The following is a 25,837-nucleotide window of genomic DNA, read 5'->3' on the forward strand; positions in this document are numbered from 1 at the left end:
TCATATTTTATATATAATACTATACTTATAATATAGATATAGATTATCAGTACAATAAAGCTTAATCTGAGGGACTGATGCTGAATAGATACATCTCTTTCATCTCTTCTAATATCCCATTTTCTAGTTTTTTCAACTATCCTTAATATGGCGTCTACACCAAAACCAAATACAAACAGTAAAGCTAGTAGAAGAGTTTTTGTCCTGTTGTCTCCCCAGTTATTAATTGTATCGGGTATAAGGAATATCGTAATCATTCCTATTGCAACTAAAGTCCAACTAAACACCTGAATTAAGTTATATTTCATTGCGTTACTCATAACTATAACTCCTTTCTTATGTAAGAAATATATTACATATTTAATGTAACATATTTCTTACATGTAGTCAAATGAACTTACGATATTATTACATTATTACACATTAAACTCTGCTTACATTCCTGTCACCTTTCTTTGAACAAATGCCAATACAGTCATTAACAAGAATAATACTATAGAAACAATACACCATCCTCGACCTGCATATGCAGCTACACTAAGCATGCCACCAGCACCTGTAAAAAACAAAGTTACATAGTGGATCGTCAACACTTATTTAAACAGTTTTCCTAAGGTCAGACAATCGATATTCGACAGGTGTCTGGTAACCTAGCAATGAATGTATTCGGATGTTGTTATAACAGTGGATATAGTCAGATAGACCTGTTTTCAATTCATCAAGAGGTGCAAGTACATTCTGGTATATGAATTCCGTTTTAAATACTTTAAATGACGATTAATTTTTTATCCATTTGGGAGCTCTTCAAACTTTGGTACTTTCTCAAGCTCGGCATCCCAGTTTGCTTTGCTTTTATAATAGATATGTCCTTGCGGATTAATATTAATATCACTGTCAATACTTCCCGCAGGTACGACCAGTAATTTTCCATCCATTTGAATATTTGGCAATGCAGATCCACAATTGGTACAAAAACTTTTTATATGTCCCTCTAAACGAAAATTAAAGGTTTTCGCTTTTTCTTTACCAGACAGCCATTTTAACTTGGCCGTAGATGAAAAAAGATTGGCGGCATGTGCTGATCCTGTATCTTTTCGACATCGCTTACAATGACAGAGATAGAAATTTTCAAATTCTCCTTCTATCTCAAAAGTAACTTCACCACAAAGACATGATCCTGAATGTTTCATAATCAAATCTCCCTTCTAAATAATTCACTTCTTCATTAGACTTTCTCCCCATGACTTTCTATCATAGATATCCTCTCCATAAAATCAATCAATTTCATCTGCCCCGCTCTGTAAACTTCGAAAACATCTTAATTATATTCTTTTGTCTGAATGATGTCGTAAAAACTTCTCAGCGATTTTTGCCACCGCTTTTCGGCGACTTCCTAACTGTCTTTCTGCAAAATCGATCATGGCAGATTGATTCTCTGAAACGTCAAAATAATGCTCAAAGCATTCCAACACCTGCCCACACACTATGGAATTGCACTCCGACGAAGGTTTGCCTTTACTTAAATAAATAATTTTTGGCACTTCTAATAATCTCCTGGTGATATCACTTTCCAGTTCAGGCTTGGCAAGTACAATTTTCCATGCATTGCCGATAACATTAGCTGCAGTAATCATCTGTGGATCTTGAATCAATGCAAAATAGTCTTGATAGATTGCCCCAAACTTATCTTCAACGTCGATCGCCGAGAGATTAGATAGAATCAGGATTCCGTCCCACTTGATGAAACTATTTTTATGTTGAAGCCATTCGGAAATTTCCTCAAAGTAGGGATAGACCAATTCTGGTTTTTGCTCACTAACCATACGAATGATCTTAGTACACACATATTTGATAGTGGATGTTTCTGTTGAGACGATTTCAAATAAAGTATTTAAAATCGTTGTGTTTTCGATGGTTTCAACGACAAATAGATTCAAGTCCGGTTTTGCTTTTAGACGATTTATCAGAATTTCTTTATCCATAAAACTCCCGCCTTTCAAATTATTTGTTTAAATTCATAGTATATTATTCGTTTTTTCAGTTTCATTGTTCCACTCACAGTCTTTTCATAATCATATATAACAACTATATTGCTAAGTCAATTATAAAACGAACTGTTTGATTTTACGAACAACTATCTATTTCAAATTGTAGCATCTTTTTCTTAACTCTTTCACAAACTCTTCCCTGTCCAATGGTGATATGTAGGTAATGACCAAATCATTCCTTTTTTTACTATGTTTGATTTCTATGTATTCCCTTGAAAGTGCCATTGATATCAAGATTCCCTCACCCATTTTAACAGATTCTACTTGATCATAATAAATCCGTTCTGAGAATGGCCCTACTTTGCACAGTAAATATGTATCTCTGATTTCAAAATAAGAACCATAATATATCCATAATAGAGAAATTATCATAGGTATCCCGACACTAAAGCCTATAAGATATTCATCTTTTGGTATACAAATTAACGTAGTAATCATTATTGCAATTGAGAACCATATCACGATTTTAAACCATCCATCAATTTGAGATTTAAAATGCATAAGTACCACTCCTGAATATTTAGTCTTTATGAATGTACAACTAACATATTTTTAACAAAGTATGACTAACCAATCAATTTGGTCATTTATGCCATTGTAACATCGAACTTGGTTAGTTAGAAATCGAAGTAGCCTGTTTTGTTCATCTCGGTTTAAGATGTCCCTAATTTTCCCTGTAGCTTAATGAATAACTTATGCTGTTCATAACATTTCTCAGCCCTCACGCTTGTATACAAGGTATGAATAAATCGCTATAGGTACAAGCATTGCGATACTACTCCCTAAGGAAACCCATATCCCTACTTCACCACTAAAAACAAACAAGCACAATAGCCCTGATATTGTTCCGGTAACAACTGCTAGTTTTCCACCCATTCTATGTGTTTTGTACCAATTGTTTTCACTGGCTAATGTCCAGGGTGTTCTTATGCCCACCAAGCCATTCTGTTTTAGTTTTGGAAGTACATTCCCTATCACTATCCAGCTTGCACTTAATGCAACCGCTATAATTTTTTGATAATCGAAATCATCTAGGTTTCCAACACCTCTATAAGCTGAGTACAAAAACACAACCTGCAACATAGCAAATGTAAATGTCATAACTATACTAATCCAAAAAATACCTCTTGAGTTGTGTGCACCTTTTTCTTTGTCTTTCATCAGATGTTTCTCTAATAATAGCCAGAGCAGAAATATGCCAATAGTTATTATAGGCATAATCAACAATTCATACTTACTTCCGAAGCGTGTAACATTCCCATCAAATCCGTAGTGAGCGGGAATTTTATCCGGCAACACCGGTAATACAATTAATGTGATAACTATTGGTGTTAAAGCTAATATCCAGTTTATCAAACGCTTAATTGTCATTTTCATTCCTCCTTAGAGAACTGTTTTATCCATATGACTAAATCATCAAATACAGTAGTGTTCAACTCATAGTAGATAAAGTTCTTTATCTTTGTTTCATAAATCAAATCTGCTTGTTTTAATAGACTAAGATGATATGAAACGGTTGCATTGGTTATATCGAATTTTGATGCAATGTCGCCGGCTGACATTCGCCCATTTTTAAGCATCTTCAATATCTCTAGTCGAACAGGATCAGAAAGGGCTTTGAATGTTTTTCTGAAGTCCAATGACAATCACCACCAACCTGTTTAGATATACTTCTAAATAGATCGTAAAACTAAAATCTAAATCTGTCAATCAGTATTTTGAAATCTATCTAAATATCACATAAAAAAGCCGACTCAGATCATTGATCCAAGCCAGCCTGCTAATCCCTTATTACTCCCCATTACACTCCATCTCCGTTCCAATAAATTAACTTTCAAATAACAAAGATATTATTCTTTTTGCTAAACGGTTGACCCTGGAAAGCAAAACTACATGTGCTTCTAAGGTGTTTCACTTCCGTACAAGCAGAGCAACAGTTTCCGCAGTGGTCTGCACCCAATCAAACTTCGCTGCTCTTGTTTTCTCGGGCAGACTGTGCATGAACAGCACATGTGCTTCTACGTCGTTTCACTTCCGTACAAGCAGTGTGACTGTTTCAACATGCATACTATGAGAAAAGTTGTCTATCGGCTGAATTTTCTGTACCTTGTAGGAATCCGACAAAATCTTTATGTCCCTTGCCAATGTGGCCGGATTGCAGGATACGTATACGATCCTTTCCGGATTCGCTTCGATCAACGTCTCCAAAAGACTTTGATCGCATCCCTTTCTCGGTGGATCCAAGACCACACTGTCTGCTTTGATTCCCTTATCCATCAAATCAAGGATTTTTTCTTCAGATTTTCCAACCATGAACTCTGCATTGTCTATGTTATTCAACCTTGCATTGTTTTGGGCGTCTTCGATGGCAGCCGACAGGATCTCTATTCCATACACTTTTTTTGCCTTGTCCGCCAAATACAACCCTATGGTTCCAATGCCGCAATATAAATCGAATACTGTTTCGCTCCCTGTCAAATCAAGGAAGTTTTTTGCCGTCTTATAAATAGCATCAGTCATTTTATTGTTTATCTGAAAAAACGAAAGGGGGGAAATGCTGAATTCAACTTCTCCGATAGAATCTATGATTCGCTCTTTTCCATATACCAACTCATTTTCAAATCCCATAACCCTGTTGTTTTTTCCTTTATTAAAATTTATGTATAAACTTTTTATCTCTGGATTTTCGTCAATAATCTTCTTTACAAATGAGTCAAATCCCGGTAACTTATGTACGTTGTTTTTTCCTTTGACGTTTTCTTTGTTTACTACCAATATCAACATCATCTCACCTGTCAGCTGCGAGACTCTATGAACTATGCCCTTTAAAAACCCTGCACCGGTATTTTCATCAAAAATGGAGATCTTGTAATCTTTTATGCCCCTTTCAATGCCTGAAATCAACTTTTCACCTGGATCGATTTGTATAATGCACTTTTGCAAAGGTATGACATGATGAGATTTCTTTCTGTAAAATCCGATTTTACCCCCAGGAGACAACTTGTATTGAGCCTTGTTTCTATATTTATAAGGATTTTCCATGCCTATGGTTTTTTGAGTCAACTCTCCGGCATCCTCTATTCCTCCAATTCTCTCAAGAGCACTTACGACTATATTTCTCTTTATTTCAAGTTGACGATCATACCTGATGTTTTGTATCTGACAACCTCCACATTCTCCAAAATATTGGCACGGAGGATCGACTCGATATTCACTAAGTTGATAAAATTTTTCTACAACTCCGACAGCATAATTTTTCTTCACAATTACCAATCGTGCTTTTACCATATCTCCGGGCACAGTCCCATCGACAAACACTGCAAATCCCTCTATTTTTCCGATGCCTTCACCGGTATTTGTCAGATCAATGATCTCAAGTTTTACCAAACTATTCCTATTAAAAGTATTCTTCTCCATTTCAACCCATCTTTCCATATCTTAATAACTTTATTATAACGGATAAATCTCGAAGAAAACACAAAGTTAAATAAAAAGCCCGGTTTCCCGGGCAAATTTCAAATCATCATATTCATATACAATGCAAATATATTGTCGTCGTGTCTCTGAAATCTGTCTCTAACAGATTCCGGAGTGTTTGGGTACTTCTTCTTAAATTCATCCCAGTCGAAAAGGTACCTGGATTTAAGGGTCATTTTCTCTTCCTCAAAAACAAATCCCTCGCTGTTTACAGGTGTTCCAAAATTTTCTCCTGGATTGTCATAAACAGCATAGTCCTTAACGAAGTGGCTGAGCGCAGCCCAGTTTTCCATATTCACGTCACCCAATGTCAAAGGATTTTTATCGAATCCAAATATATAGCCTCCTCCCGGCAACATTATATCAAGGATTTCTTTTGCCTTGTCAAGTACTTGCTGCTTGGTTCCGGATTTTAGAAGGTTGACAGGATAAAGTCCCTGTATAATAAACTTCTTTCCAAGTTTGTCTTTTATTTTTTGTGGGTCCCCGTATTCAAACATTAATATCATGCCTGAAGGCAACTCAAGAAGATTGTCGAGATATCTCATCCAGTCATCTTCACAGAAGGCTCCGCCTCTGATTCCAAGTGCCGCATATTGCTCAAACATTTTTTTGTAGGATGGCATCCAAACCTCCATAAAATCTTTTTCCCGCATGAAAGTCGGCATGTGCAAAGGGGTCATTACGCTTCCCAACGGATGGGCAAACGCAGGTTTTCCCATCTTGAACATCATGGGCAGCACAGCCTCGCAAGCTTCAATCAACTCGCTCCTGTGTCTTCTTATATCCATGCTTATTCCACTGAAACTTCTCAATTGATCTGCTATGAAATCGTAAGGTGCTTCACAAAATCCTGAAGAACCCAGGGGGCCTCCTGGATAATAACCGTAATCTTGCATGATCCCCATAAACCAGGGCAAAGAGGCGTTGAAATCTTCATCCATGGAAAGTCTGGCTCTCTGCATCGCTATAATCGATTTTGCCGTATTTGACGTATCCAAATTCTTGTATTGTCGCGGCATTACTCTTTCAACTATGAACGCATACGGATCTTCAATAAGTTGAGGATATTCGTCCTCCATCATGCCAACTACTTCAGGATGTTGGACAAATCCGTCAGTACCCATTACAAAGGATTGAGAATCAAGCAACTGATAGAAAGAGGGCAGTCTGTTGAAAATCTGATTTGCCGGAGTGACCGGTGGCCCATCGGAATAGATCTCATCACAAATCTTTCTGACAGGAGCATCGAGTTTGGAAAAGTCGTATTGATATTCAAATACGTCCAATCCGTAATGCTCAGCCGCTATGTGCGCAGGCACCATGAAGCTTGTCGGCATTCTTTTAGGGATCTTGTTGTTGTAAAAATCCGTATGGATCTGAATCCGTTCTTCCTGCAGTTTTTTTACTTCCTCATTCATTTCATTGCCTCCTCGCAATATTAATTCTCTTTGTCACTGATCTGTCGTCAATAAACCATATTGTTATCGTTTACAAGGCGTTGATTCAGTGACACATTTGTTAACTCCACTTAATTTTACAACATTACATTTTATAAAGTCAACTCATTTTTTTATTTCTTTAAAATTTCAGCAATTGTATTATCTACCTTAATGTTGTATAATTATTAACTAACGACATTAGGAAAAGGTGATTCGATGCCCGTATATAAAACCGGAGAAAAATCCAGAAACAAAATCATTGATGCATGCAAAGAGCTATTTTATCTAAACGGTTTCAAGAAGACAACTTACAAGGATATATGTGAAAAAGCTTCCAGCAATCCCGGCCTGATAAATTATTATTTCAAAACAAAGAAAAAAATCGGAGAGATCATTTACGGAAACTTTTACGTTGAGATAAAAGCCGGCGTGGAAGATTTTCTGATCGAAAATTATGGCGAATACGACCTTCAAGTTGGCACCTGCATCGAAATACTGGTAATAAACGCACTCTTGAAAAGGGACGAAAATCTTGAGAGATTTTATTATGACATGTGCATCGAAGGCGTGGAGTATGACATGAAGATTTTGAAGTATTTTTATCGTCTTCACGTGGACAGATACAAACTTCCATTAACGGAAGAACAAATACGCTTGATTTGGGTAGCGAACACATCGATAGGAATAGGTATAGCCAAAAAATATATCGAAGGCTATTTGCATTCCGATGAAAAGGAACTTTATGAATTCAGGGTCAGACTGATGTACAATTCAATGGGTATCGAAAAGGACAAGATCGATGATATCATAAAAAGAGCTTACGAAATTTTTGAACATGTAGGTGTAAGTTTGGAAGATTACTTTGTAATCAAAATTTTCAAAAAAGATTGACATTAAAAAGGGGGATGCATAGGCATCCCCTTGTAAATAACAATAAATCAAAACCAAATAAAAAAACTTCCCTTCGGCTGCTGGCTGCCATACGCTTCTGCGATTAGGCCCTGTAGTTTTGCGCCCTCGACTTTCATCGAGTTTGCCGGTTCGTGACAAGTTCTAAAATTATGTTAGCATATAATATTCTCAGTTGCAAGGTTTCTTTTGATTTTTTCACATATTGATCAATAATTTAATGATATAATGATACTAGTATTCTAAAGGTGGTGTTTCATGTGAATGAAAAAATTTTGGTAGTAGATGATGAAAGATCCATCAACGACTTGATAAGATTGGATTTGGAATTCGAAGGCTATGCGGTTGAAAGTGCATTCGACGGACAGGAAGCCCTGGAAAAGGTAGACAGCTTTAACCCAGATCTAATTATTTTGGATGTAATGCTTCCAAAGATAAACGGTTTTGACGTATGCAAGAAAGTCAATATGGAAAAAAGCATCCCAATAATTCTATTGACTGCTAAAACCGACGTGATCGACAGGGTCCTTGGTTTGGAACTTGGTGCAGACGATTACCTATCAAAACCTTTTGACAATCGTGAACTTTTAGCTCGAGTAAAAGCTTTGCTCAGAAGGTCCCAAGTTGTTGTTAAGCACGAAACCGATGTATTGAAAAACGGCGAGATCAGTCTTACTCTTAATGAGCGAAAAGTACTTATAAACAATCAGGAAATACATTTGACTCCCAAGGAATACGAATTGCTACTGCTTCTAATATCAAATTTGGAACAAGTTTTTTCAAGGGAAAATCTGCTCGAAAAAGTTTGGGGATACGATTATTTTGGGGACACTCGAACCGTAGACATGCACATTCAAAGAATTCGAAAGAAAATTGCCGATCATTCCGACCAGGATTACATTCAAACAGTTTTTGGAGTAGGCTATAAAATGAGGAATTTTTAATATATGAAATTTACTTTCCGCACAAAGTTTGTTCTTGCCAACATGATCATCGTTTTACTAACGATGGTCCTTTTGGCAATCTTTGTAATACAGGGTCTTTTATATTACACTTTCAACAACACTCAAAATCAACTTCTCGAAATGGGCACTGAATCCCAATTTTATATTTCACAAGAGATCAAATCCGCCGATATTTCAGCAGGAAATATTTCAGCCTACAAGGAAAATGCCTTATCCATCTCTGAAGATCTGGCTAGGATCAACAACACTCGTGTGCTTTTATTTGATCTTGATGGGCTTCTTGTAGCCGATTCAGCCAACCTAGATACAAATGAAGACATCAAAAACCTGGAAGAAATACAAATTGCCCTAGGACTGGATGAAGGAAAATCAGTATCCGTGTACAAAAGAATAAGCGGCTCCAGCAGCATATACTACGCCATGCCCGTTTTTATTGATTCCGAAAAAGTTGGAGCACTGTTTATACTGCAGTCCCTTTCTTATCTGGATGATATTATCGGACGAATGATATTTCTCTTTCTTGGTGCATCATTTATAGGATTTATGGTGGTTTTTATTGTTAGCAACGTGTTTTCGAACTCAATTTTCAAACCAATAAATCAACTGGTGGAATCAACCAAGAACCTCTCAGCGGGTAATTTCAACGAACTTCTCGAATACAATGTGGATGATGAAATCGGGAATCTTACCACCAACTTCAATAAAATGAGCCTGCATATAAAGGAAAAATTAAATCAGATAGAAAATGAGAAACAAAAGCTTTCCTCCATCATTGCATCAATAGAAGACGGGGTAATAGCCATGGATTTGGACAACAGAGCCTTTATCATAAACCAGGCAGCACGAATAATTCTTGATATCCACGATGAAAAGGCCGGCATGCAGTCTCTTCTGGACAAGCAGGATCTAGCCGAGATGATCGACCATGTGGCAAGGGAGCGTACGGATCTGTCAAAAGAAATAGATTATGATCAAAAGCGACTGCATGTTTACTGCAATATGATCAGAAGCGGTTCCAATACCATTGGGATACTGCTGGTGGTTAGAGATATTACAAAATTGGTCGAGCTTGAAAATCAACAACGACTTTTTATCAGCAGCGTATCTCACGAACTGAGAACCCCTTTGACCACTATAATAGGCTACAGCGACCTGCTTCAACGGAGGGGCACGGAAAATCCCGAATTGCTTCAAAAGAGCCTTCAAACCATAAACAGCGAAGGACAGAGACTATTAAGGTTGGTCAGCGATCTTTTGGATATGTCAAAACTGGAGAACGCGCAATTCAGCATGAAATTTTCCGATATAGATTTAAACATCCTGTTGGAAGAAGTCATTTCACAAATGAAGATCAAGTCCAATAAATATAACATCGATATTTTGTACAACAGCACGGATCTACCTCTCATAAAAGGAGATTTTGATCGTTTGAAGCAGGTAATGATAAACGTACTGGACAACGCCATTAAGTATTCTGAGTCAGGGGATATTATAAAAGTCCTGGCCACAACTACAGAAAACTTTGTTGAGATTTCAGTAAGAGATTTCGGTCCTGGAATTCCACCGGAAATCAAAGATAAAATTTTTGATCCTTTTTATCGGGTCGACGAGGACAGATCCCGTAACCACGGTGGCAGTGGTTTGGGACTTGCCATCGTAAAAGATATCGTCCAACGTCATGGAGGCAGCGTTTTTGTCGAAAGCCAGCCTGATGAAGGTACTATGATTCAATTTAACCTGCCATTATAGGTTTTACATTTTTTTTACACCCTTGTACCGTTTTTGTACACATGAAAAATGTAGAATGTGATGATGAATCATATTTTCCGAAAGGACTTTACAAAATGAAAAAACTAATATTACTTCCAGTATGGGTTTTGATAGTGATCTTTATCAGCGGATGCACACCTTTCTTCATTAAAGAAAATGAACCTGTGATTCTGAGCAATAACGGCAATACTGTAAACAGTAATGTCCATATCAGTTCAGACAGGTCGGCAAATCTTCAAATTGAAAGCATAAACAGCAAACTTACGAGCGGTATCGTTTGGGATATATCCAAAGACGGGTCTTACCTGCTTACCAGCAAACAGGTCGATGCGCAACTGAAGGACAGCATTCTTCAAAATGAGAAATTTTTGAACATGAGCATATACGACATTGAAACAGGTCAATCAAATCCACCTGTATACTCCAACAAAAATCAGGTGAACGGGCGGATAGACTTAAACAATGACGGATATGTTTATCTGGAAACAACAAGTGCCGATCAGATTCCCAATCTGAGACTTGTATGGAGCGACAATACCGGTGACACAACCAAAAACTTAAGTTCCTCAAACGAATCGGTATCCATTGGATATTCCATGGTAAACGAGAATACCCTTGTTTATGCAAACAATCGTTCAGAAATAACCTTGGTAGATTTGGACAAAGCCATTGCAGGGGTTGCTGGCGCCAATCGCACTTACAAACTTTCTAAAAAATTGACGATAATTGGCGTTGATTTATGGGAAAAAGAAAATATGGCTGTTTTTAGCACATATGACGACTCTACAAAAACCTATGACCTTTACATTGCTTCTTTGAACAAAAAAGAAGTTGCTCCTGTTTTGATCGACAGCAACATCAGATATTTTACTCTGTCAAAGGAACAAGGCCAAATCCTTTATACTTTGGCTGGAGAAAAAGACACTCAGAGACTCATTCTTTATGACCTGGCATCCTCCACCGGTAAATTGCTGAAAGAAGGTTACATTGGATTGTTCTCATTTTCCAATTCCGGTGACAAACTGATTTTCAGCGAAAGAAACGATCCCTCTTCCAACAGCCAAAATCTTTGGTTGATGAAGACAGATGGGACTGATTCACTTCAGTTGGCTTCAAACCTTAACGTGTACGGATACACAGTTGTTTTTCATCCTAAAAAGGACTCGGTTTACTTCACAGTTTTTGAAATTAACGATGCAAACACCGACAATCGAAAAATAAGTTATACTGTTTATTCCATAGACTATAATGCAAGTTAATAAAAAAAGTCGCTGATCTCGATCAACGACTTTTTTTCATTACAACACTCTTGCTTTTCCCTGATAGATGTAACCACCTTGGGGATCAATTGTTATTACGCTTCCGTCCGCAATGCTATCTGTCGCTCCGTCGACACCAAGCACTATAGGTATCTTGAACTGCAATGCAGCAATAGCACCTTGAGAAGTGTATCCACCCTCCTCAGTAATTATTCCCGATGCTTTCCTCACGTATTCGATCATAGTCTCATCGATATTTTCCGCTACCAGTATATCTCCTTCATTGAAGATCTGATGCTCATCTCTGGCTACTCTGGCAGTAGCGGTAACACCGCTCTTTCCAATACCGTTTCCTCTTAAAAGCACGTTTCCAATTGTTTGGACCTTTAGTAGATTCGTCGTTCCTTTAACACCCAATGGAACTCCTGCGCTTATAACCACCAAATCTCCATTGTTGAGTAATTTTTTCTCCACAGCTATCATCAGCGATTCGTCAAATAGAGTGTCAGTATTGTCAAAAGTGGCTGTCACCAGACATTTGACTCCCCAGACAAGAGAAAGCTTTCTTTGAACTCTAACATCATCCGTAATTGCTATTATTGGCGATTTCGGTCTGAATTTTGACACCATTCTGGCGGTGTGCCCTGAAGAAGTGGCTGTCACTATGGCAGATGCATTCAGTTGCTCTGCTGTAGAGCATGTTGCATGACTTATCACATTTGTAACAGATATTTCTCCGGTGAAAAGGTGTGTCATCTTGCTTAAATATTCAGCTGAACTTTCTGTCTTTAAAGCGATTCGATTCATGGTCTCAACAGCCTCTATAGGATACTTACCGGCGGCAGTTTCACCGGAGAGCATTATGGCATCCGTCCCGTCAAAGATGGCGTTTGCTACGTCTGTGACCTCCGCTCTTGTTGGTCTTGGGTTTCTGATCATGGAATCCAGCATTTGAGTTGCAGTTATTACCGGTTTTCCTACCTGATTGCACTTTTTGATTATACTCTTTTGCGCCAATGGAACTTCTTCGGGTGAAACTTCCACGCCAAGATCTCCTCTGGCGACCATGATCCCGTCAGACACATCGATGATCTCATCAATATTGTTTAGACCTTCACGGTTTTCAATCTTTGAAATGATGTGAATATGTTCTCCACCATTCTCTTCAAGAACTTTTCTTATGGATAGTACGTCTTCTTTCTTTCTAACAAACGAAGCGGCGATGACATCTATGTCTTCATTTATTCCAAATATGATGTCATCTATGTCCTTTTGAGTTATTGCTGGAAGTTTAATATTCACGTCAGGGAAATTCAAACTCTTATTGTTGCTCAACTCTCCACCGTTTTCAACTGTGCAGTGGATGTCGTTTCCTTCCACTTTCTCAACGTTGAATTTGATCAATCCATCGTCGGCTAGTATTGTGTTTCCCGCAACCACCTCATTTGCGAGGTTTGCGTAAGTTACTGACACCCTTGTTCTATCGCCGGCCACATCACTTGTTGTAAGTATGAAATCATCACCTTTTTCCAGACTGATCTTCCCTTCGGAAAAATGTTTGATTCTGATCTCGGGCCCTTTGGTATCCAGCAAAATCGCTGTGGGGCATTCCTTGTCAGCACTGACTTGTTTGACTAAATCGATCTTTTTTTTGTGTTCTTCGTAACTTCCATGGGAAAAATTGAGTCTGGCAACGTTCATTCCGCTTTCAACAAGCTTTTCGATCATTTCTCGTGATTCACTGGCCGGTCCCAAAGTACAGACGATTTTTGTTTTTCTCATTTTTAACCTCCATAATATTTTTAACTTTCACACTTCCAATAAAAAATTATTAAATAGATAGAATGTCTGCGATTTGGTATGCTTCCAAGTCAAAATCTTTCTTGATCTCCAACGCTTCATTTGTATCTATATCGACATACTTATTATTCTTGATTCCAATCACTCTGTTGGTTTTGTTCTCCAAAAGCAATTTCACTGCCATATATCCCATTCTGCTGGCAAGTATCCTATCAAAAGCGGAGGGACTTCCACCTCTTTGTATGTAGCCCAGATTTGTTCCTCTGGTGGACACACCTGTTTTTTCCTCTATTTTCTTGCAGAAATCCTGAAAATTTCCCACACCTTCAGCCAATACTATTATGCTGTGCAGCTTTCCCCGGTCTTTTCCCCTTAGCAACTTGTCGCTGATCGCATCCAGGTCATAATCTTTTTCAGGAACCAATATGGATTCTGCACCACCGGCCAATCCTGCGAACAAGGCGATCTCTCCACAGTCTCTACCCATAACTTCCACAACATTTACCCTGTTGTGTGAACTGGTAGTATCCCTTATTTTTCCTATGGCATCCAAAGCTGTATTCAATGCTGTATCAAATCCGATGGTATAATCCGTACATCCTATATCGTTGTCAATGGTTCCTGGGAGACTTATGGTATTTACACCTCTGTTGCTCAGAGCTCTTGCTCCTTTGAATGAACCGTCCCCTCCGATAACGATGAGACTGTCGATGTTAAATTCTTTCAGCACTTCCATCGCTTTCTTTTGACCTGCTTCTGTCTTGAAATATTCGCTTCGGGATGACCTTAATATGGTACCGCCCCTATGGATTATATCCGCAACCGAGTATACGTTTAACGGCTCAATATCTCCATCCAAAAGTCCTGAATAACCTCTTTTAATCCCATAAACCTCAATTTTGTGATACACAGCCGTCCTTACGATTGCCCTTATGGCAGCATTCATACCCGGTGCATCTCCACCGCTGGTTAGTACTCCTATTCTTCTCATATTAAACCTCCCATGGAATTTTCTACTTAATTATCTCAACATTATCTTTGCCGACAATATTGTCAAGCTCTCTTATGATATTACCATTTTCACAAACCCAAAGGGCTTTATTTGCCTTATACCTTTTATTGTCTTCCCTGCAATGTAGAACTACAGGCTTATCTCCATTGTATTTGGTCAAGACTTCCTTGATCTTGTCGATACGTCCATCTTGCAGATTGGATACAGATATTTGCAGACCTTGAAAAGTATCTTTCTTTCTTAATCCTTCAAGCAAGGCCATCTCTTCACAAAGAACGGAAGATGGTTGGTCTTCGCTGATATTTATCTTCCCTTTGATTATCACCTTGTTGTCCACTTCCAATAGATGTTCGTATTTTTTGTACAAAGTGGGAAATACAACAGTATCGATGACACCATACAGATCTTCTATCGTTAAAAAGCACATCGTCTTGCTGTTTTTAGTGACGAGATTTTTCTTTGCCGTTATTATTCCTCCGATAGTCACCAACTGCCCATCCCTTATCCCAGCTTCCAGCAATTCATCCAAATTATCTGCCAATCCGCCGTTTAAACTGCACTTTTTCTCTAAAACATCTCTGTAAGGCTCCAGAGGGTGCCCTGTTATATACAGCCCCAGCATCTCCTTTTCCATAGTCAATTTGTAACTTTCCTCGAATTCAGGGATGTCAGGATACTTTTCATTATTATCTACCAATGTTTCGTTGATTTGAAACAGGGATATTTGTCCGTCGATCTTGTACTTTCTGTCTGTTTGTATACTTTCTATCATTTTTTCAAAACTATTCATCAGTTGAGATCTGAAAATTCCAAAAGAGTCAAACGCACCACACTTTATCAGACTCTCAAAAGCTCTTTTGTTGATGATTTTTAAATCGGAACGCCTGCAAAAATCCCCGAAAGACAAGTAAGATCCTTCCTTCCGTTTTTCCATGATGCTTTTTACTGCGTTCTCTCCAACATTTTTGACAGCAGCCAATCCAAATCTTATTTTATCTCCGATTACGGTGAAATTTTCAAAACTTTCATTGACATCCGGTGGCAACACTTCTATACCGTTTTTCTTGCCGTTTGCTATATATTGGGCGACCTTTGTTTCGTTGCCTTTGACACTGGTGAGCAAGGCTGCCATGAATTCAACAGGATAATGTTTCTTAAGCCAGGCCGTTTGATATGCTATCACCGCATAAGCGGCTGCATGTGATTTGTTAAATGCATATTTTGCAAAGTCGATCATTTGATCGTAAATCTTGTTGGCCTGTTCTGGGGCAACGCCCCTGTTTACCGCTCCGTCCACAATTTGTTTGCCCGAAGAATCGATTTCTCCATAAATGAAAACCCTTCTTTCGGCTTCCATTACATCCATCTTCTTTTTGGACATGGCCCTTCTAACCAAATCGCTTCTACCCATGGAATAACCGGCAACATCTCTTACTATTTGCATTACTTGCTCTTGATATACCATGCATCCGTACGTGACATCGAGAATATTTCTGAGGATTTCATGCACGTACGTTATGCTCTCCGGACTTTTTTTATTTCTTATGTACGTGGGTATCTGTTCCATTGGTCCCGGTCTATAAAGTGAGATACCCGCAATAATATCTTCAAATGAGTCGGGCTTGAGGTTGGACATGAATTTCTGCATACCCGGGCTCTCCAGTTGAAATACACCAAGAGTGTCTCCGCTTGATATCAGATCGTAAACTTCCCTGTCATCATAATCCAAATTATCGATATCGATCTCGATACCTCTGCTTTTTTTTATGTTGTCCACTGCATCCCTGATCACAGTCAAAGTTCTCAGTCCCAGAAAATCCATCTTCAACAATCCCAGTTCTTCCAGCAGGGTCATTGTAAACTGGGTTGTGATACTATCGTTGTTTCTGTACAAGGGCACATGTTCAACTACCGGCTTATTTGAGATCACCACTCCTGCTGCATGAGTCGAAGCATGCCTGGACAAACCCTCTACTGATCTGGACATTTTTATCAATTCGTTGGTTTCTTCGTCCTCTTCACACATTTCCATCAACTTGTGGTTTGTTTGCAATGCCTTTTCTATGGTCATTCCAAGTTCCATGGGTATTTGCTTTGCTACTTTATCAACCTTGCTGTAAGGTATGTTCATGGATCTGCCTACATCCCGGATTGCAGCTCTTGCGGCCATTGTTCCAAAAGTTATGATTTGTGCCACGTGGTCGTTACCGTATTTTTCAACCACATAATCGATCACTCTTTGCCTGTTCTCGTAGCAAAAATCTATGTCGATATCCGGCATGGATATTCGATCAGGGTTTAAAAATCGCTCAAATATAAGATTGTACCTGATGGGATCTATGGTCGTTATATCCAATGCGTAGGAAACCAGACTCCCTGCTGCACTTCCTCTTCCCGGACCTACCATTATGCCGTTGTCTTTCGCGTATTTGATGAAGTCCCATACGATCAAAAAATAATCATTGTAGCCCATTTTATCTATAACGCTCAGTTCGTACTCGAGTCTCTTCAACAGATTTTGATCTTGTATTCCATACTTTTCCCTTATTCCCCGGTGACAAAGATCCGCCAGGAACTTTCCTGGATCTACTCCTTCTGGCAACGGAAATCTGGGCAGATGGATCTTGGAAAAATCAAAATCCAGATCACATTTATCAGCAATAATCTGTGTATTGTCAAGTGCCTGATGATTATTGGGAAATAACCGTTCCATTTCCTCCCTGTTTTTAAGGTAAAATTCGCTGTTGGGAAACTTCATTCTGTCGGGATCATCTACATTTGTGGCTGTTTGAATACATAAAAGTATATCATGACTTCTTGCATTTTCCTTATGTACATAATGCACATCATTCGTCGCAACCAGTTGTATGTTTAGCCTTTCAGCAATTATTTCCAACTGTCGGTTGACTATTTTCTGCTCCGGTATATTGTGGTTTTGAAGCTCAAGATAAAAATCTTCACCAAAAATCTCACGATACTCTTTGGCGGTTTCCAAAGCTTTTTCCATATTCTGTCCTGTAATGGCTTTTGGTATTTCGCCCCCCAGACATGCGCTCAAACAAATCAGCCCCTCAGAATGCCTACGCAAATAATCTCGATCCACTCTGGGTTTGTAGTAAAATCCGTCCACAAATCCAGCCGATACGATCTTCATCAAATTCTCATATCCCAACCTGTTTTTTGCCAGAAGAACCAAGTGATAGGGATTTGAGTCGATTTTAGATTCCTTGCTTTCCATGCTTCTGGGAGCTATGTACACTTCGCAACCTATAATGGGTTTTATGCCTTGTTTTTTGCACTCTTTATAAAAATCGACGACTCCGAACATGACGCCGTGGTCCGTAATGGCCAGGCTTTTCATCCCGGCTTCCTTGGCTGAAGATACCAGGTCTTTGATCCTGCAAAATCCGTCCAGCAGACTATATTCAGTGTGCAAATGAAGATGCGCAAAATTTCCCATTTATAAATCCTTTCTCGGGTCTTTCACCGATTTCATAAGTTATTATAGTAATTAATCTCTATCTCGTCAACATTTTATACCGCCGGGTCACAATTGTCCCGCTTTAAATCTTTGCAGCAAATTCTTCTATCTTCTTAAGTCTGTGATTCACACCTGACTTGCCCATGGGGGGGCTCATCATGTCTCCAAGTTCTTTTAAAGAAGCCTCTTGATTGTTCAATCTCAATTCGGCGATTTCCCTCAAGTTTGGCGGAAGCTTGTCAAGTCCCACCGCATTTTTTATTTTCTCAATGCACTCAATTTGTTTCCAAGCTGCTTCCACCGTCTTTGTCAAATTGGCCGTTTCGCAGTTTACTATCCGATTTACATTATTTCTCATGCCCTTCATGATTCGTATATTTTCGATTTCAAGAAGAGCACCGTGAGCTCCTATTACACTCAGAAGTGTTACTATTTGCTCCGAGTCTTTAAGGTAGACTACGTGATTGTTTTTTCTGGAGATGATCTTGGAATTTAAATCAAAGGAATTTATTATATCTGAAAGCTGTCTCGCATATTCATAATTCGAGGTGGAAAACTCCAGATGATAGCCTTTTTCAGGATCCGATATGGATCCTGCTCCTAAAAAAGCTCCTCTCAAATATGCCTTTCTTGTTTCTCTGCCTTTGTCAAATCGTTCCGGGATCACATCCATAAACGTAGTGTAGCCTTCCACATTTCCTATTATTCCCAAGTCAAGCAGGATTTTCATGGATTCCTCAGGGGACACGACTTCTACTATATAAGCATTTCTATTTTTGAATTGTTTGTTCTTTGCAGTTCGAACTTCGACCTCAACACCGTACAGATTTTTGATCGATTTGAATCCGTGTCTGGCGATAGCGGCGTTTTCAGTTTTGATCTGAAAAGTAATTCTTCCTGGGCCGGAAAATTTAAGGCTTCCTCCCATATGAATAAGTGCGGAAAGTTCTGCCGCCAAGGTTTCTGAGCCTATGTGTTCTATTCTGCACAAATCATTTTTTACCTTTGATGAAAAACTCATTATTCACTCTCCGTTTATACTTTTTCGAGTATGGCTTCCGCCAACTTGTCCGCATCGTGTCGAATATAATTGCTTTTCACTTGAGCAAAGTCCCCAAGGATCAACTTATAGCGATGATTCATAAATTCCGATTCTGTAAACCTGACTCTTTGAGAACCACCCATACGGTAAGTATCCAAAGATTCTCCCGGTTCTATGTCTCTGTTGACAACTATATAATCGAAAATCGTCTCGTCTGGTTTTCTCAAATGAGTCTCTATGGCTCTCACATGATCCCAAACGTCATAATCATCAGTCTCGCCCGGTTGAGTCATAATATTGGATATATAAAATATTTCTGCTTCCGTCCTTCTCAATGCATCCTCTATTCCGTCCACCAGCAAGTTGGGTATAACGCTTGTATACAGACTTCCCGGCCCTATAATGACCGCTTGGGCATTTATGATCGCTTCTATGGCTTCATCCAGCGGTTTTACGTTTGAAGGGTGAATAGAAACCTTTTGGATTTTTGTATTTTTTTCTATCGCCCTCTGGGGAATGTGGGATTCCCCATCTACCATTTCTCCGTCTGTCAACTTTGCCCTTAGAATTATTTTGTCCAGACTAACCGGCAATACCCTTCCCTTAATGGCCATTACATCGCTGACGCTTCTTATTGCTTCCATAAAATTCCCACTGATCCCGTTCATGGCGGCAATAAACAAATTCCCAAAACTCTGACCTTTGAGCATTCCCTCTTCAAACCGATAATTCAGCAATTTCTGCATTATGCCCTCTTCATCAGCCAAAGCCAAAATGCAACTTCTTATATCTCCAGGAGGCAACATTCCAAGATCTTCTCTCAGTACACCCGAACCGCCTCCGTCATCTGCTACTGTCACTATTGCCGTTATGTTTTCAGTGTACTTTTTAAAGCCTCTCAAAATAACGGAGCTTCCCGTACCGCCACCGATCACCACGACTCTTTTACTGTGTTTTTTAACTATGTCTCTCATATCACTCTTCATCCAAATGTTTTTTGATATCTCTGTGGTCGACCATAGACCATCTTCCATTTTTTTGTAATCTCTGATGCAATACATTTGCTATGGTAACCGATCTGTGTTGTCCTCCGGTGCAACCTATGGCTATAACGAGTTGCGACTTTCCCTCTTCCTCATAATAAGGCAATAAAAACTCAAGCATATCCACAAGTTTGTCTATGAAATCAAGGGTATGATCGAATTTAAGAACATAATCCTGAACGGCCTTGTCATTGCCCGTAAGCGCCCTTAAATGTTCATCATAAAAGGGATTAGGCAGAAACCTTACGTCGAACATTAAATCCGCATCCAGCGGTACGCCGTACTTGAATCCAAACGAGAGTACATTGATCAACATTCCACTGGAAGGCATATCCTTAAGAAACACTTTGGAAAGCTCTTCCTTAAGGGCTTTAACTGTTAAATTTGATGTGTCGATTATGTGATCCGCTCTTTGTTTGATCTTCCTGAGTTTTTCCCTTTCCAGTTTTAATGCCACCGATACTCTCGACTCCGCTGCCAACGGATGCTTTCGTCTTGACTCCTTGTACCTTTTAACCAAGACCTCATCTCCCGCCTGCAGGAACAATATCTCAAACTTGAACTTTCTATAATGCATCTCTTCGATAACATTTTCAAAGTCATCAAAAAAAACTCCGCCTCTGATATCAACTCCAACAGCCACATTTTCAATGTTGCTGTCCGCTCTGCTGCAAAGTTCAAAAAAAGTGGGTATAAGTTTTGGGGGTAGATTATCTACACAAAAATATCCCCAATCTTCAAATGCTCTCAGGGTCTGACTCTTTCCTGCACCCGATAATCCGGTTATTATAACAAATCTCATCTCTATCAACTCTTCTCCACGTTTACTATTTTGCCCGGATCCACACCCGCCTTTTCTGCGATCTTCAAACCTTCATCGACCAAGCCTATGTGATTTACCTGATGCGCATCACTGTTGACTGCAAATCGAACCTTGTACTTCATGGCTTTTTTCAAGTCGGCCTCGGTCAAATGAAGATGGTGGGAATTGATCTCCAAAATAACCTTCCTCTGTTCAGCTTTTTTAGCTATCTTGTCCATGTCCACGGGAACCTTGGCTCCAGGGTGGGTTATCATGTTTATTTTGTATCTGTCCATGGCTGATACCAATGCGGCTGTATTTATGTCTCTTGCTCTCTTGCGTAATGCCGGAAAACCCTTGGCCAACAAATTTAAGATGTAGAAACCAAAAAAGTCTGAGATTTTTTTAATTCCTACTCCGTAATGATACCCAACATTTATAACATCGAAAAACTTCTCTTCCTCTTTTTTAACATCTATGGTTCCATCCATGGAAATGATGTTGGCTTCAACTCCAAGATCTATTTCAATTTCAGGATACTTTATCTTGAGCCTGTCGACCTCGGCTCGCATTTTTGCCCAATCCTGCCTTTTAACGCCGTAAAACAAATGACCGCTTCCATGATCGGTTATGGAAATTTTCTTCAATCCAAGTTTGATCGCCTGCAGGACATTTTCTTCTATTGTTCCCTTTCCATGACTAAAAATCGTGTGTGTATGCAGATCGGCATTGATTTTCATAAATCTCTCCTCCTACCACTGATTATATTATATTATATTACAGATTGCCGTATTCATAAAGACAACTAATTTCTTCCTTGATTAATATGCCCATAATTTATATAATAGTTCTGGACTTTGTCCACATATGATTTCGGAGGAAATAAAAATGTCAAATACATTTATATATAGCGAATTGTCAACCTTTTTAAGGGAAGACCAAATTCTTGAAAATGCACAAATGAAAGATCACACTTCATTCAAAGCCGGCGGAAAAGCCGACTTGTTGCTTTTACCTGAAGATGAATGCCAAGTCAAGTCAATAATAGAGGTCTGCAAGAAAAACAGCACTTCCTACTACATTATGGGCAACGGCAGCAATCTTCTGGTAAGAGACAAGGGTTACCACGGCATCATAATAAAATTATCCAAAAATTTTGCAAATTGCACCCTTGTAGGAGATACGATCGAATGCCAAAGCGGAGCTTCCCTGGCCAGGATCTCCAGAATAGCTCATGAAAATTCTCTTGAAGGTTTTGAGTTTGCCGGCGGCATACCTGGAACTTTAGGTGGAGCGGTAACGATGAACGCAGGCGCCTACGACGGTGAGATCAAAGATGTCCTTATCAGCGCAAGAGGGCTGGATATGGATGGCAACATCCACGAGCTGATCAACGGCGAATTGGATTTTGGCTACAGGACTAGTGCCGTACAGCGAAGAAATCTAATCGTGCTGTCTGCAAAAATCAAGTTGAAATCCGGCAACCAGAAAGCCATCAAGGAAAAGATGGATGATTTCGATCAACGAAGAAAATCCAAGCAGCCGCTGGACATGCCCAGCGCCGGCAGCACTTTTAAAAGACCTGCCGGTCATTTTGCAGGTAAATTGATCGAAGACTGTGATTTGAAAGGTTTCTCCATCGGCGGAGCTCAAGTCAGCTGTAAACATTGCGGATTTGTGATAAACAAAGGTGATGCAACAGCCTCAGATATAACAGCTCTGATCGATCATATTCACGATACAGTCAAAGCCCGTTTCAATGTGATCCTCGAACCCGAAGTAAAAATCATTGGCGAAGAGTGATCAGTCGTCCACGGAAGCAAAAACGAGTATGTCCACATTTTTTGCTCCGGCACCCATTAGAACATTCGAACATTCATTTAAAGTTGAACCTGTAGTCATAACATCGTCAACCAACAAGATATTTTGACCTCGAATTTTTTCGGGGTCTGTTATTTTGAATGCACCGACCACATTTTTGAGCCTTTCCCGCCGATTCAAATCCCGCTGATGGGCGGTCTCCTTTATTTTGATGAGGTTATTGCTGTGGACAATATTAGCTGCCTCGCTGACATTCCACTGGCTTGTCAAGCCCAGGGCAAGCAGCTCGCTCTGATTGTATCCCCTCTCATTTAATCCCGCTTTTGACAGTGGCACAGGAATGATCAGATCTTTATCTTCAATGAATCCCAGTCTGTTTTCCTTTTCCAGTTTTCTGTATGTCATCTTTCCGGCAAATCTGCACAAACCCGGTCGATTCCCAAATTTCATCAGGTATATGATATCCTTTATCTTGTGGTCGTACCCATATGCGGAAAATCCCCGATTAAATTTGTATTCCATGGAAATACAATCCCTGCATGCCCTTATCCCCGGATTTAATATCTCACGACCGCACTTCAAGCAACGATTCAATCGGATGGCCTCAAGGCTCTCAAGGCATTTTTGGCACATGTGATCTTCAGTAAAAAACAAAACTCTCTTGCATGTGGGGCAGTAGCCGTTTTCAATAAACAGAATCTTTTCAATCAAATGATCGATCCTCCAGAAGGCTATTTTTGATCCTTTGCTTCAATCCTGATTTTCTCATCACCGTATTAACATTTTGAACCATCGCCTGCAAATACGACTTGTGTCCTACCAGTATCACCATCTCCTTGCCCCTGGTTATGGCGGTATAAAGAAGATTTCGATTAAGCAGCATTCTTGGGCCTTTGAATACAGGCATGACAACGACAGGAAACTCGCTCCCCTGACTTTTATGGACGGTTATTGCATATGAAAGTGTCAGTTCATCCATTTGATCAAAGGTATATACCACCTTTCTCTCTTCATCAAATAGTACTGTAACGAATTTATCTCTTTGATTTATCTCTTTAATGATACCTATATCGCCATTGAACACACCCTGCCCCTTCTCCTGAGTCATAAGATCGGTCCAGTCGATGTTGTAATTATTTCTGGTCTGCATCACCTTGTCTCCCACTCTGAAAAGATTCCCCGAAAAATTGGCTTCTTCCTTTCCGGTCGAAGGTGGATTCAGATTTTGTTGCATGAGCTTGTTTAATTCGTACGTTCCCGTATTTCCCTTCTTTACGGGAGTGATTATTTGTATGTCTTCGAAAAAGTCGTAATTATTGTAATTTTTCAACCTGTGCGTACATATGTCCAGTATGGTTTGTCTTATTTTTTCTCCTGTAGCGCAATTTATGAAATAGAAATCCTTTTCCTTGTTGTTGACAATGGGCATCTCACCTTTGTTGATCCTGTGGGCATTGACCACTATCATACTTTCCTGAGCTTGTCTGAATATCTTCTCGAGTTTTACGACTTCCACTACTTGGCTTTCTATCAAATCCTTCAAAACATTTCCCGGGCCTACGGAGGGCAACTGATTTATATCTCCCACGAGTATTAGTCTGGTTCCAAGCCTGATAGCCTTCAGCAGATGATTCATCAGAAGTATGTCGATCATAGAGGCTTCATCTACGATGATCAAGTCCTGTTCCAGGGGGTTGTCTTCGTTTCTGTCAAATGTCTGATCCTCTTCGTTCTCAGAGTAGCCATATTCCAACATCCTGTGTATAGTCTTGGCTTCAAACCCAGTAGCTTCCTTCATTCTCTTGGCCGCTCTGCCTGTAGGTGCCGCCAGTGCGATATTGTAATCCAGACTTTCGAAAATTTCCAGGATACACTTTATTATGGTAGTCTTTCCCGTTCCAGGTCCGCCTGTAATGATGACCGCACCGTTGTCGATGGATGCCTTTACCGCTTCTTTTTGAATTTGATCCAAATCCACATTGTTTTCCTTCTCGAATCCCTCTATTATCCTATCTACGTTTATTATTTCGTTTTCATATCTGTATTCGGATATGGAAGAGATCATTTCGGCCACATTTTCCTCGGCCATAAACAAGGGCAGGGTATAGTAGACCCGCCTGTCCTCTATCAATTGCAACTTAACCTCACCTTGAAGAGTCAATTCTTCCAGATGATTGAAAGCAGTGTCTTCATCTATGTTTAAAATTCTCTTTGATTTATCCACAAGTTCTTCTTCTTCCATAAACATGTTTCCATCATTGTAGCAGCTTTGAAGTATGTATTTTACACCGGCCATTATCCTGAAAGGAGAAAACTCCTCAATCCCCATGCTCATAGCTATTTCGTCTGCGATCTTGAATCCCACGCCGTGAACATCCCTGATCATTTTGTAGGGATTTTCCTTTATTACGCTTATTGTGTTTTCCTTATATACTTTATACACTCTCATGGCCAGTGATGAGGAAATTCCGTATTCCCCCAAAAACATAATTATATCCATAACTTCCCGATGCTCGTTAAAGGAATCGGAAATCCTTTCAGCTGTCTTGGTCCCGATCCCTTCAACTTCTGTAAGTCTTTGAGGATTATATCTTATTATGTCCAAAACCTCTTCTCCAAATCTGTCTATCAGCAGTCTGGCTTTTTTTTCACCAATGCCCGAGATCAAACCTGATGCAAGGTATTTCTCCATGCCTTCCAATGTCTCTGGCACTTCTATTTTGAAGCTGTGCGCCTTCATCTGCATGCCAAAACTGGGGTGATCGGTCCAAACTCCCTTTATCGTGATGTACTCTCCTTCATTAAGGCCGGGAAAAGTTCCTGTAACCGTTATGAGATTGTTTCCGCTCTCAAGATCCATCACCGTAAAGTTGTTGAGCTCATTTCTGTATATTATGTTGTGTATATATCCGGACAGTTTTTCCATTAAAAATCTCCCTTGTCGTTGTAAGGTAAATTATATCACA

Annotated in this window: 22 protein-coding genes, 1 pseudogene and 1 riboswitch; of the genes and pseudogenes, 5 read left to right on the forward strand and 18 right to left on the reverse strand. The window is 39.5% G+C overall.

Annotated features, from left to right (window positions below; genetic code table 11):
* From IWB18_RS02030 to IWB18_RS02070, 9 genes and pseudogenes are all read right to left on the reverse strand, one after another.
* On the reverse strand, positions 1–320 hold a 320-nt coding region (locus tag IWB18_RS02030), incomplete at its 3' end, for a hypothetical protein (RefSeq protein ID WP_195681932.1).
* A gap of 277 nt (positions 321–597) precedes the next feature.
* Positions 598–765: pseudogene (locus IWB18_RS12745) on the reverse strand (IS3 family transposase); the annotation flags it as partial.
* 20 nt (positions 766–785) lie between these two features.
* On the reverse strand, positions 786–1,190 hold the full coding sequence (locus tag IWB18_RS02040) for a GFA family protein (protein ID WP_195681933.1): 405 nt from the start codon (positions 1,188–1,190) through the stop codon (positions 786–788).
* Between the two features lie 132 nt (positions 1,191–1,322).
* Entirely contained in the window at positions 1,323–1,982 is a 660-nt protein-coding gene (locus IWB18_RS02045; protein WP_195681934.1) for a hypothetical protein, read from the reverse strand.
* A 156-nt stretch (positions 1,983–2,138) separates the two neighbouring features.
* Entirely contained in the window at positions 2,139–2,549 is a 411-nt protein-coding gene (locus IWB18_RS02050) for a PH domain-containing protein (protein ID WP_195681935.1), read from the reverse strand.
* A 213-nt stretch (positions 2,550–2,762) separates the two neighbouring features.
* The gene (locus IWB18_RS02055; RefSeq protein WP_195681936.1) at positions 2,763–3,419 is read right to left on the reverse strand and encodes an SdpI family protein; all 657 of its coding nucleotides are present in this window, start codon (positions 3,417–3,419) and stop codon (positions 2,763–2,765) included.
* 2 nt (positions 3,420–3,421) lie between these two features.
* Entirely contained in the window at positions 3,422–3,688 is a 267-nt protein-coding gene (locus IWB18_RS02060; protein ID WP_195681937.1) for an autorepressor SdpR family transcription factor, read from the reverse strand.
* Positions 3,689–4,076: 388 nt separating this feature from the next.
* Positions 4,077–5,465 carry a 23S rRNA (uracil(1939)-C(5))-methyltransferase RlmD gene (rlmD, locus tag IWB18_RS02065; protein ID WP_195681938.1) on the reverse strand — a complete coding sequence of 463 codons (1,389 nt, stop codon included), beginning with the start codon at positions 5,463–5,465 and terminating at the stop codon, positions 4,077–4,079.
* 98 nt (positions 5,466–5,563) lie between these two features.
* Positions 5,564–6,946 carry a uroporphyrinogen decarboxylase family protein gene (locus tag IWB18_RS02070; RefSeq protein WP_195681939.1) on the reverse strand — a complete coding sequence of 461 codons (1,383 nt, stop codon included), beginning with the start codon at positions 6,944–6,946 and terminating at the stop codon, positions 5,564–5,566.
* A 237-nt stretch (positions 6,947–7,183) separates the two neighbouring features.
* Between IWB18_RS02070 and IWB18_RS02075 the strand changes: the two genes are divergently transcribed.
* The 4 genes from IWB18_RS02075 to IWB18_RS02090 all read left to right on the forward strand — a co-directional run bounded on the left by IWB18_RS02075 (position 7,184) and on the right by IWB18_RS02090 (position 11,870).
* Positions 7,184–7,858 carry a TetR/AcrR family transcriptional regulator gene (locus IWB18_RS02075; RefSeq protein ID WP_195681940.1) on the forward strand — a complete coding sequence of 225 codons (675 nt, stop codon included), beginning with the start codon at positions 7,184–7,186 and terminating at the stop codon, positions 7,856–7,858.
* 72 nt (positions 7,859–7,930) lie between these two features.
* A riboswitch (cyclic di-GMP riboswitch) is annotated at positions 7,931–8,015 on the reverse strand.
* 121 nt (positions 8,016–8,136) lie between these two features.
* A complete protein-coding gene (locus IWB18_RS02080) occupies positions 8,137–8,820 on the forward strand; it encodes a response regulator transcription factor (RefSeq protein ID WP_195681941.1) in 684 nt (227 codons plus the stop codon).
* A 3-nt stretch (positions 8,821–8,823) separates the two neighbouring features.
* Entirely contained in the window at positions 8,824–10,590 is a 1,767-nt protein-coding gene (locus IWB18_RS02085; RefSeq protein ID WP_195681942.1) for a sensor histidine kinase, read from the forward strand.
* 95 nt (positions 10,591–10,685) lie between these two features.
* Positions 10,686–11,870: a hypothetical protein gene (locus IWB18_RS02090; RefSeq protein WP_195681943.1), complete on the forward strand. Its 1,185-nt coding sequence runs from the start codon at positions 10,686–10,688 to the stop codon at positions 11,868–11,870.
* Between the two features lie 39 nt (positions 11,871–11,909).
* Here the strand turns inward: IWB18_RS02090 and pyk are convergent, their stop codons facing one another.
* The 7 genes from pyk to IWB18_RS02125 all read right to left on the reverse strand — a co-directional run bounded on the left by pyk (position 11,910) and on the right by IWB18_RS02125 (position 21,790).
* Positions 11,910–13,652 carry a pyruvate kinase gene (pyk, locus tag IWB18_RS02095; protein WP_195681944.1) on the reverse strand — a complete coding sequence of 581 codons (1,743 nt, stop codon included), beginning with the start codon at positions 13,650–13,652 and terminating at the stop codon, positions 11,910–11,912.
* A 49-nt stretch (positions 13,653–13,701) separates the two neighbouring features.
* Positions 13,702–14,661 (reverse strand): 6-phosphofructokinase, encoded by a 960-nt coding sequence (gene pfkA / locus IWB18_RS02100; protein WP_195681945.1) that lies wholly within the window; start codon positions 14,659–14,661, stop codon positions 13,702–13,704.
* 22 nt (positions 14,662–14,683) lie between these two features.
* Complete coding sequence (locus IWB18_RS02105; RefSeq protein WP_195681946.1) at positions 14,684–18,142, reverse strand: DNA polymerase III subunit alpha; 3,459 nt, start codon at positions 18,140–18,142, stop codon at positions 14,684–14,686.
* 103 nt (positions 18,143–18,245) lie between these two features.
* Positions 18,246–19,184: a DNA-binding protein WhiA gene (whiA, locus tag IWB18_RS02110; RefSeq protein WP_195681947.1), complete on the reverse strand. Its 939-nt coding sequence runs from the start codon at positions 19,182–19,184 to the stop codon at positions 18,246–18,248.
* Positions 19,185–19,198: 14 nt separating this feature from the next.
* Entirely contained in the window at positions 19,199–20,266 is a 1,068-nt protein-coding gene (locus IWB18_RS02115; protein WP_225877738.1) for a gluconeogenesis factor YvcK family protein, read from the reverse strand.
* The gene (gene rapZ, locus IWB18_RS02120; RefSeq protein WP_195681948.1) at positions 20,181–21,050 is read right to left on the reverse strand and encodes an RNase adapter RapZ; all 870 of its coding nucleotides are present in this window, start codon (positions 21,048–21,050) and stop codon (positions 20,181–20,183) included. Before rapZ ends, IWB18_RS02115 begins: the two co-directional genes overlap by 86 nt.
* Positions 21,051–21,055: 5 nt before the next feature.
* Complete coding sequence (locus tag IWB18_RS02125; protein ID WP_195681949.1) at positions 21,056–21,790, reverse strand: PHP domain-containing protein; 735 nt, start codon at positions 21,788–21,790, stop codon at positions 21,056–21,058.
* A 148-nt stretch (positions 21,791–21,938) separates the two neighbouring features.
* On the opposite strand from IWB18_RS02125, the gene murB reads away from it, so the two are divergent.
* A complete protein-coding gene (gene murB, locus IWB18_RS02130) occupies positions 21,939–22,853 on the forward strand; it encodes a UDP-N-acetylmuramate dehydrogenase (protein WP_195681950.1) in 915 nt (304 codons plus the stop codon).
* On the opposite strand, the gene IWB18_RS02135 is transcribed toward murB, so the two are convergent.
* Both IWB18_RS02135 and recD2 read right to left on the reverse strand, forming a co-directional pair.
* Positions 22,854–23,582 (reverse strand): ComF family protein, encoded by a 729-nt coding sequence (locus IWB18_RS02135; protein ID WP_195681951.1) that lies wholly within the window; start codon positions 23,580–23,582, stop codon positions 22,854–22,856.
* Positions 23,575–25,797 (reverse strand): SF1B family DNA helicase RecD2, encoded by a 2,223-nt coding sequence (gene recD2 / locus IWB18_RS02140; protein WP_195681952.1) that lies wholly within the window; start codon positions 25,795–25,797, stop codon positions 23,575–23,577. The genes IWB18_RS02135 and recD2 overlap by 8 nt, the downstream gene beginning before the upstream one ends.
* Positions 25,798–25,837: the final 40 nt, after the last annotated feature.

This window comes from Alkalibacter mobilis (genome assembly GCF_015594845.1).
Classification (GTDB): Bacteria; Bacillota; Clostridia; order Eubacteriales; family Alkalibacteraceae; genus Alkalibacter; species Alkalibacter mobilis.

Coding starts and splice junctions, on each gene's coding strand:
- IWB18_RS02040 (WP_195681933.1), bottom strand. CDS start 1,190: ATGAAACATTCAGGATCATGTCTTTGTGGTGAAGTTACTTTTGAGATA.
- IWB18_RS02045 (WP_195681934.1), bottom strand. CDS start 1,982: ATGGATAAAGAAATTCTGATAAATCGTCTAAAAGCAAAACCGGACTTG.
- IWB18_RS02050 (WP_195681935.1), bottom strand. CDS start 2,549: ATGCATTTTAAATCTCAAATTGATGGATGGTTTAAAATCGTGATATGG.
- IWB18_RS02055 (WP_195681936.1), bottom strand. CDS start 3,419: ATGACAATTAAGCGTTTGATAAACTGGATATTAGCTTTAACACCAATA.
- rlmD (WP_195681938.1), bottom strand. CDS start 5,465: ATGGAGAAGAATACTTTTAATAGGAATAGTTTGGTAAAACTTGAGATC.
- IWB18_RS02070 (WP_195681939.1), bottom strand. CDS start 6,946: ATGAATGAGGAAGTAAAAAAACTGCAGGAAGAACGGATTCAGATCCAT.
- IWB18_RS02075 (WP_195681940.1), top strand. CDS start 7,184: ATGCCCGTATATAAAACCGGAGAAAAATCCAGAAACAAAATCATTGAT.
- IWB18_RS02085 (WP_195681942.1), top strand. CDS start 8,824: ATGAAATTTACTTTCCGCACAAAGTTTGTTCTTGCCAACATGATCATC.
- IWB18_RS02090 (WP_195681943.1), top strand. CDS start 10,686: ATGAAAAAACTAATATTACTTCCAGTATGGGTTTTGATAGTGATCTTT.
- pyk (WP_195681944.1), bottom strand. CDS start 13,652: ATGAGAAAAACAAAAATCGTCTGTACTTTGGGACCGGCCAGTGAATCA.
- pfkA (WP_195681945.1), bottom strand. CDS start 14,661: ATGAGAAGAATAGGAGTACTAACCAGCGGTGGAGATGCACCGGGTATG.
- IWB18_RS02105 (WP_195681946.1), bottom strand. CDS start 18,142: ATGGGAAATTTTGCGCATCTTCATTTGCACACTGAATATAGTCTGCTG.
- whiA (WP_195681947.1), bottom strand. CDS start 19,184: ATGAGTTTTTCATCAAAGGTAAAAAATGATTTGTGCAGAATAGAACAC.
- IWB18_RS02115 (WP_225877738.1), bottom strand. CDS start 20,266: ATGTATTGCATCAGAGATTACAAAAAAATGGAAGATGGTCTATGGTCG.
- rapZ (WP_195681948.1), bottom strand. CDS start 21,050: ATGAGATTTGTTATAATAACCGGATTATCGGGTGCAGGAAAGAGTCAG.
- IWB18_RS02125 (WP_195681949.1), bottom strand. CDS start 21,790: ATGAAAATCAATGCCGATCTGCATACACACACGATTTTTAGTCATGGA.
- murB (WP_195681950.1), top strand. CDS start 21,939: ATGTCAAATACATTTATATATAGCGAATTGTCAACCTTTTTAAGGGAA.
- recD2 (WP_195681952.1), bottom strand. CDS start 25,797: ATGGAAAAACTGTCCGGATATATACACAACATAATATACAGAAATGAG.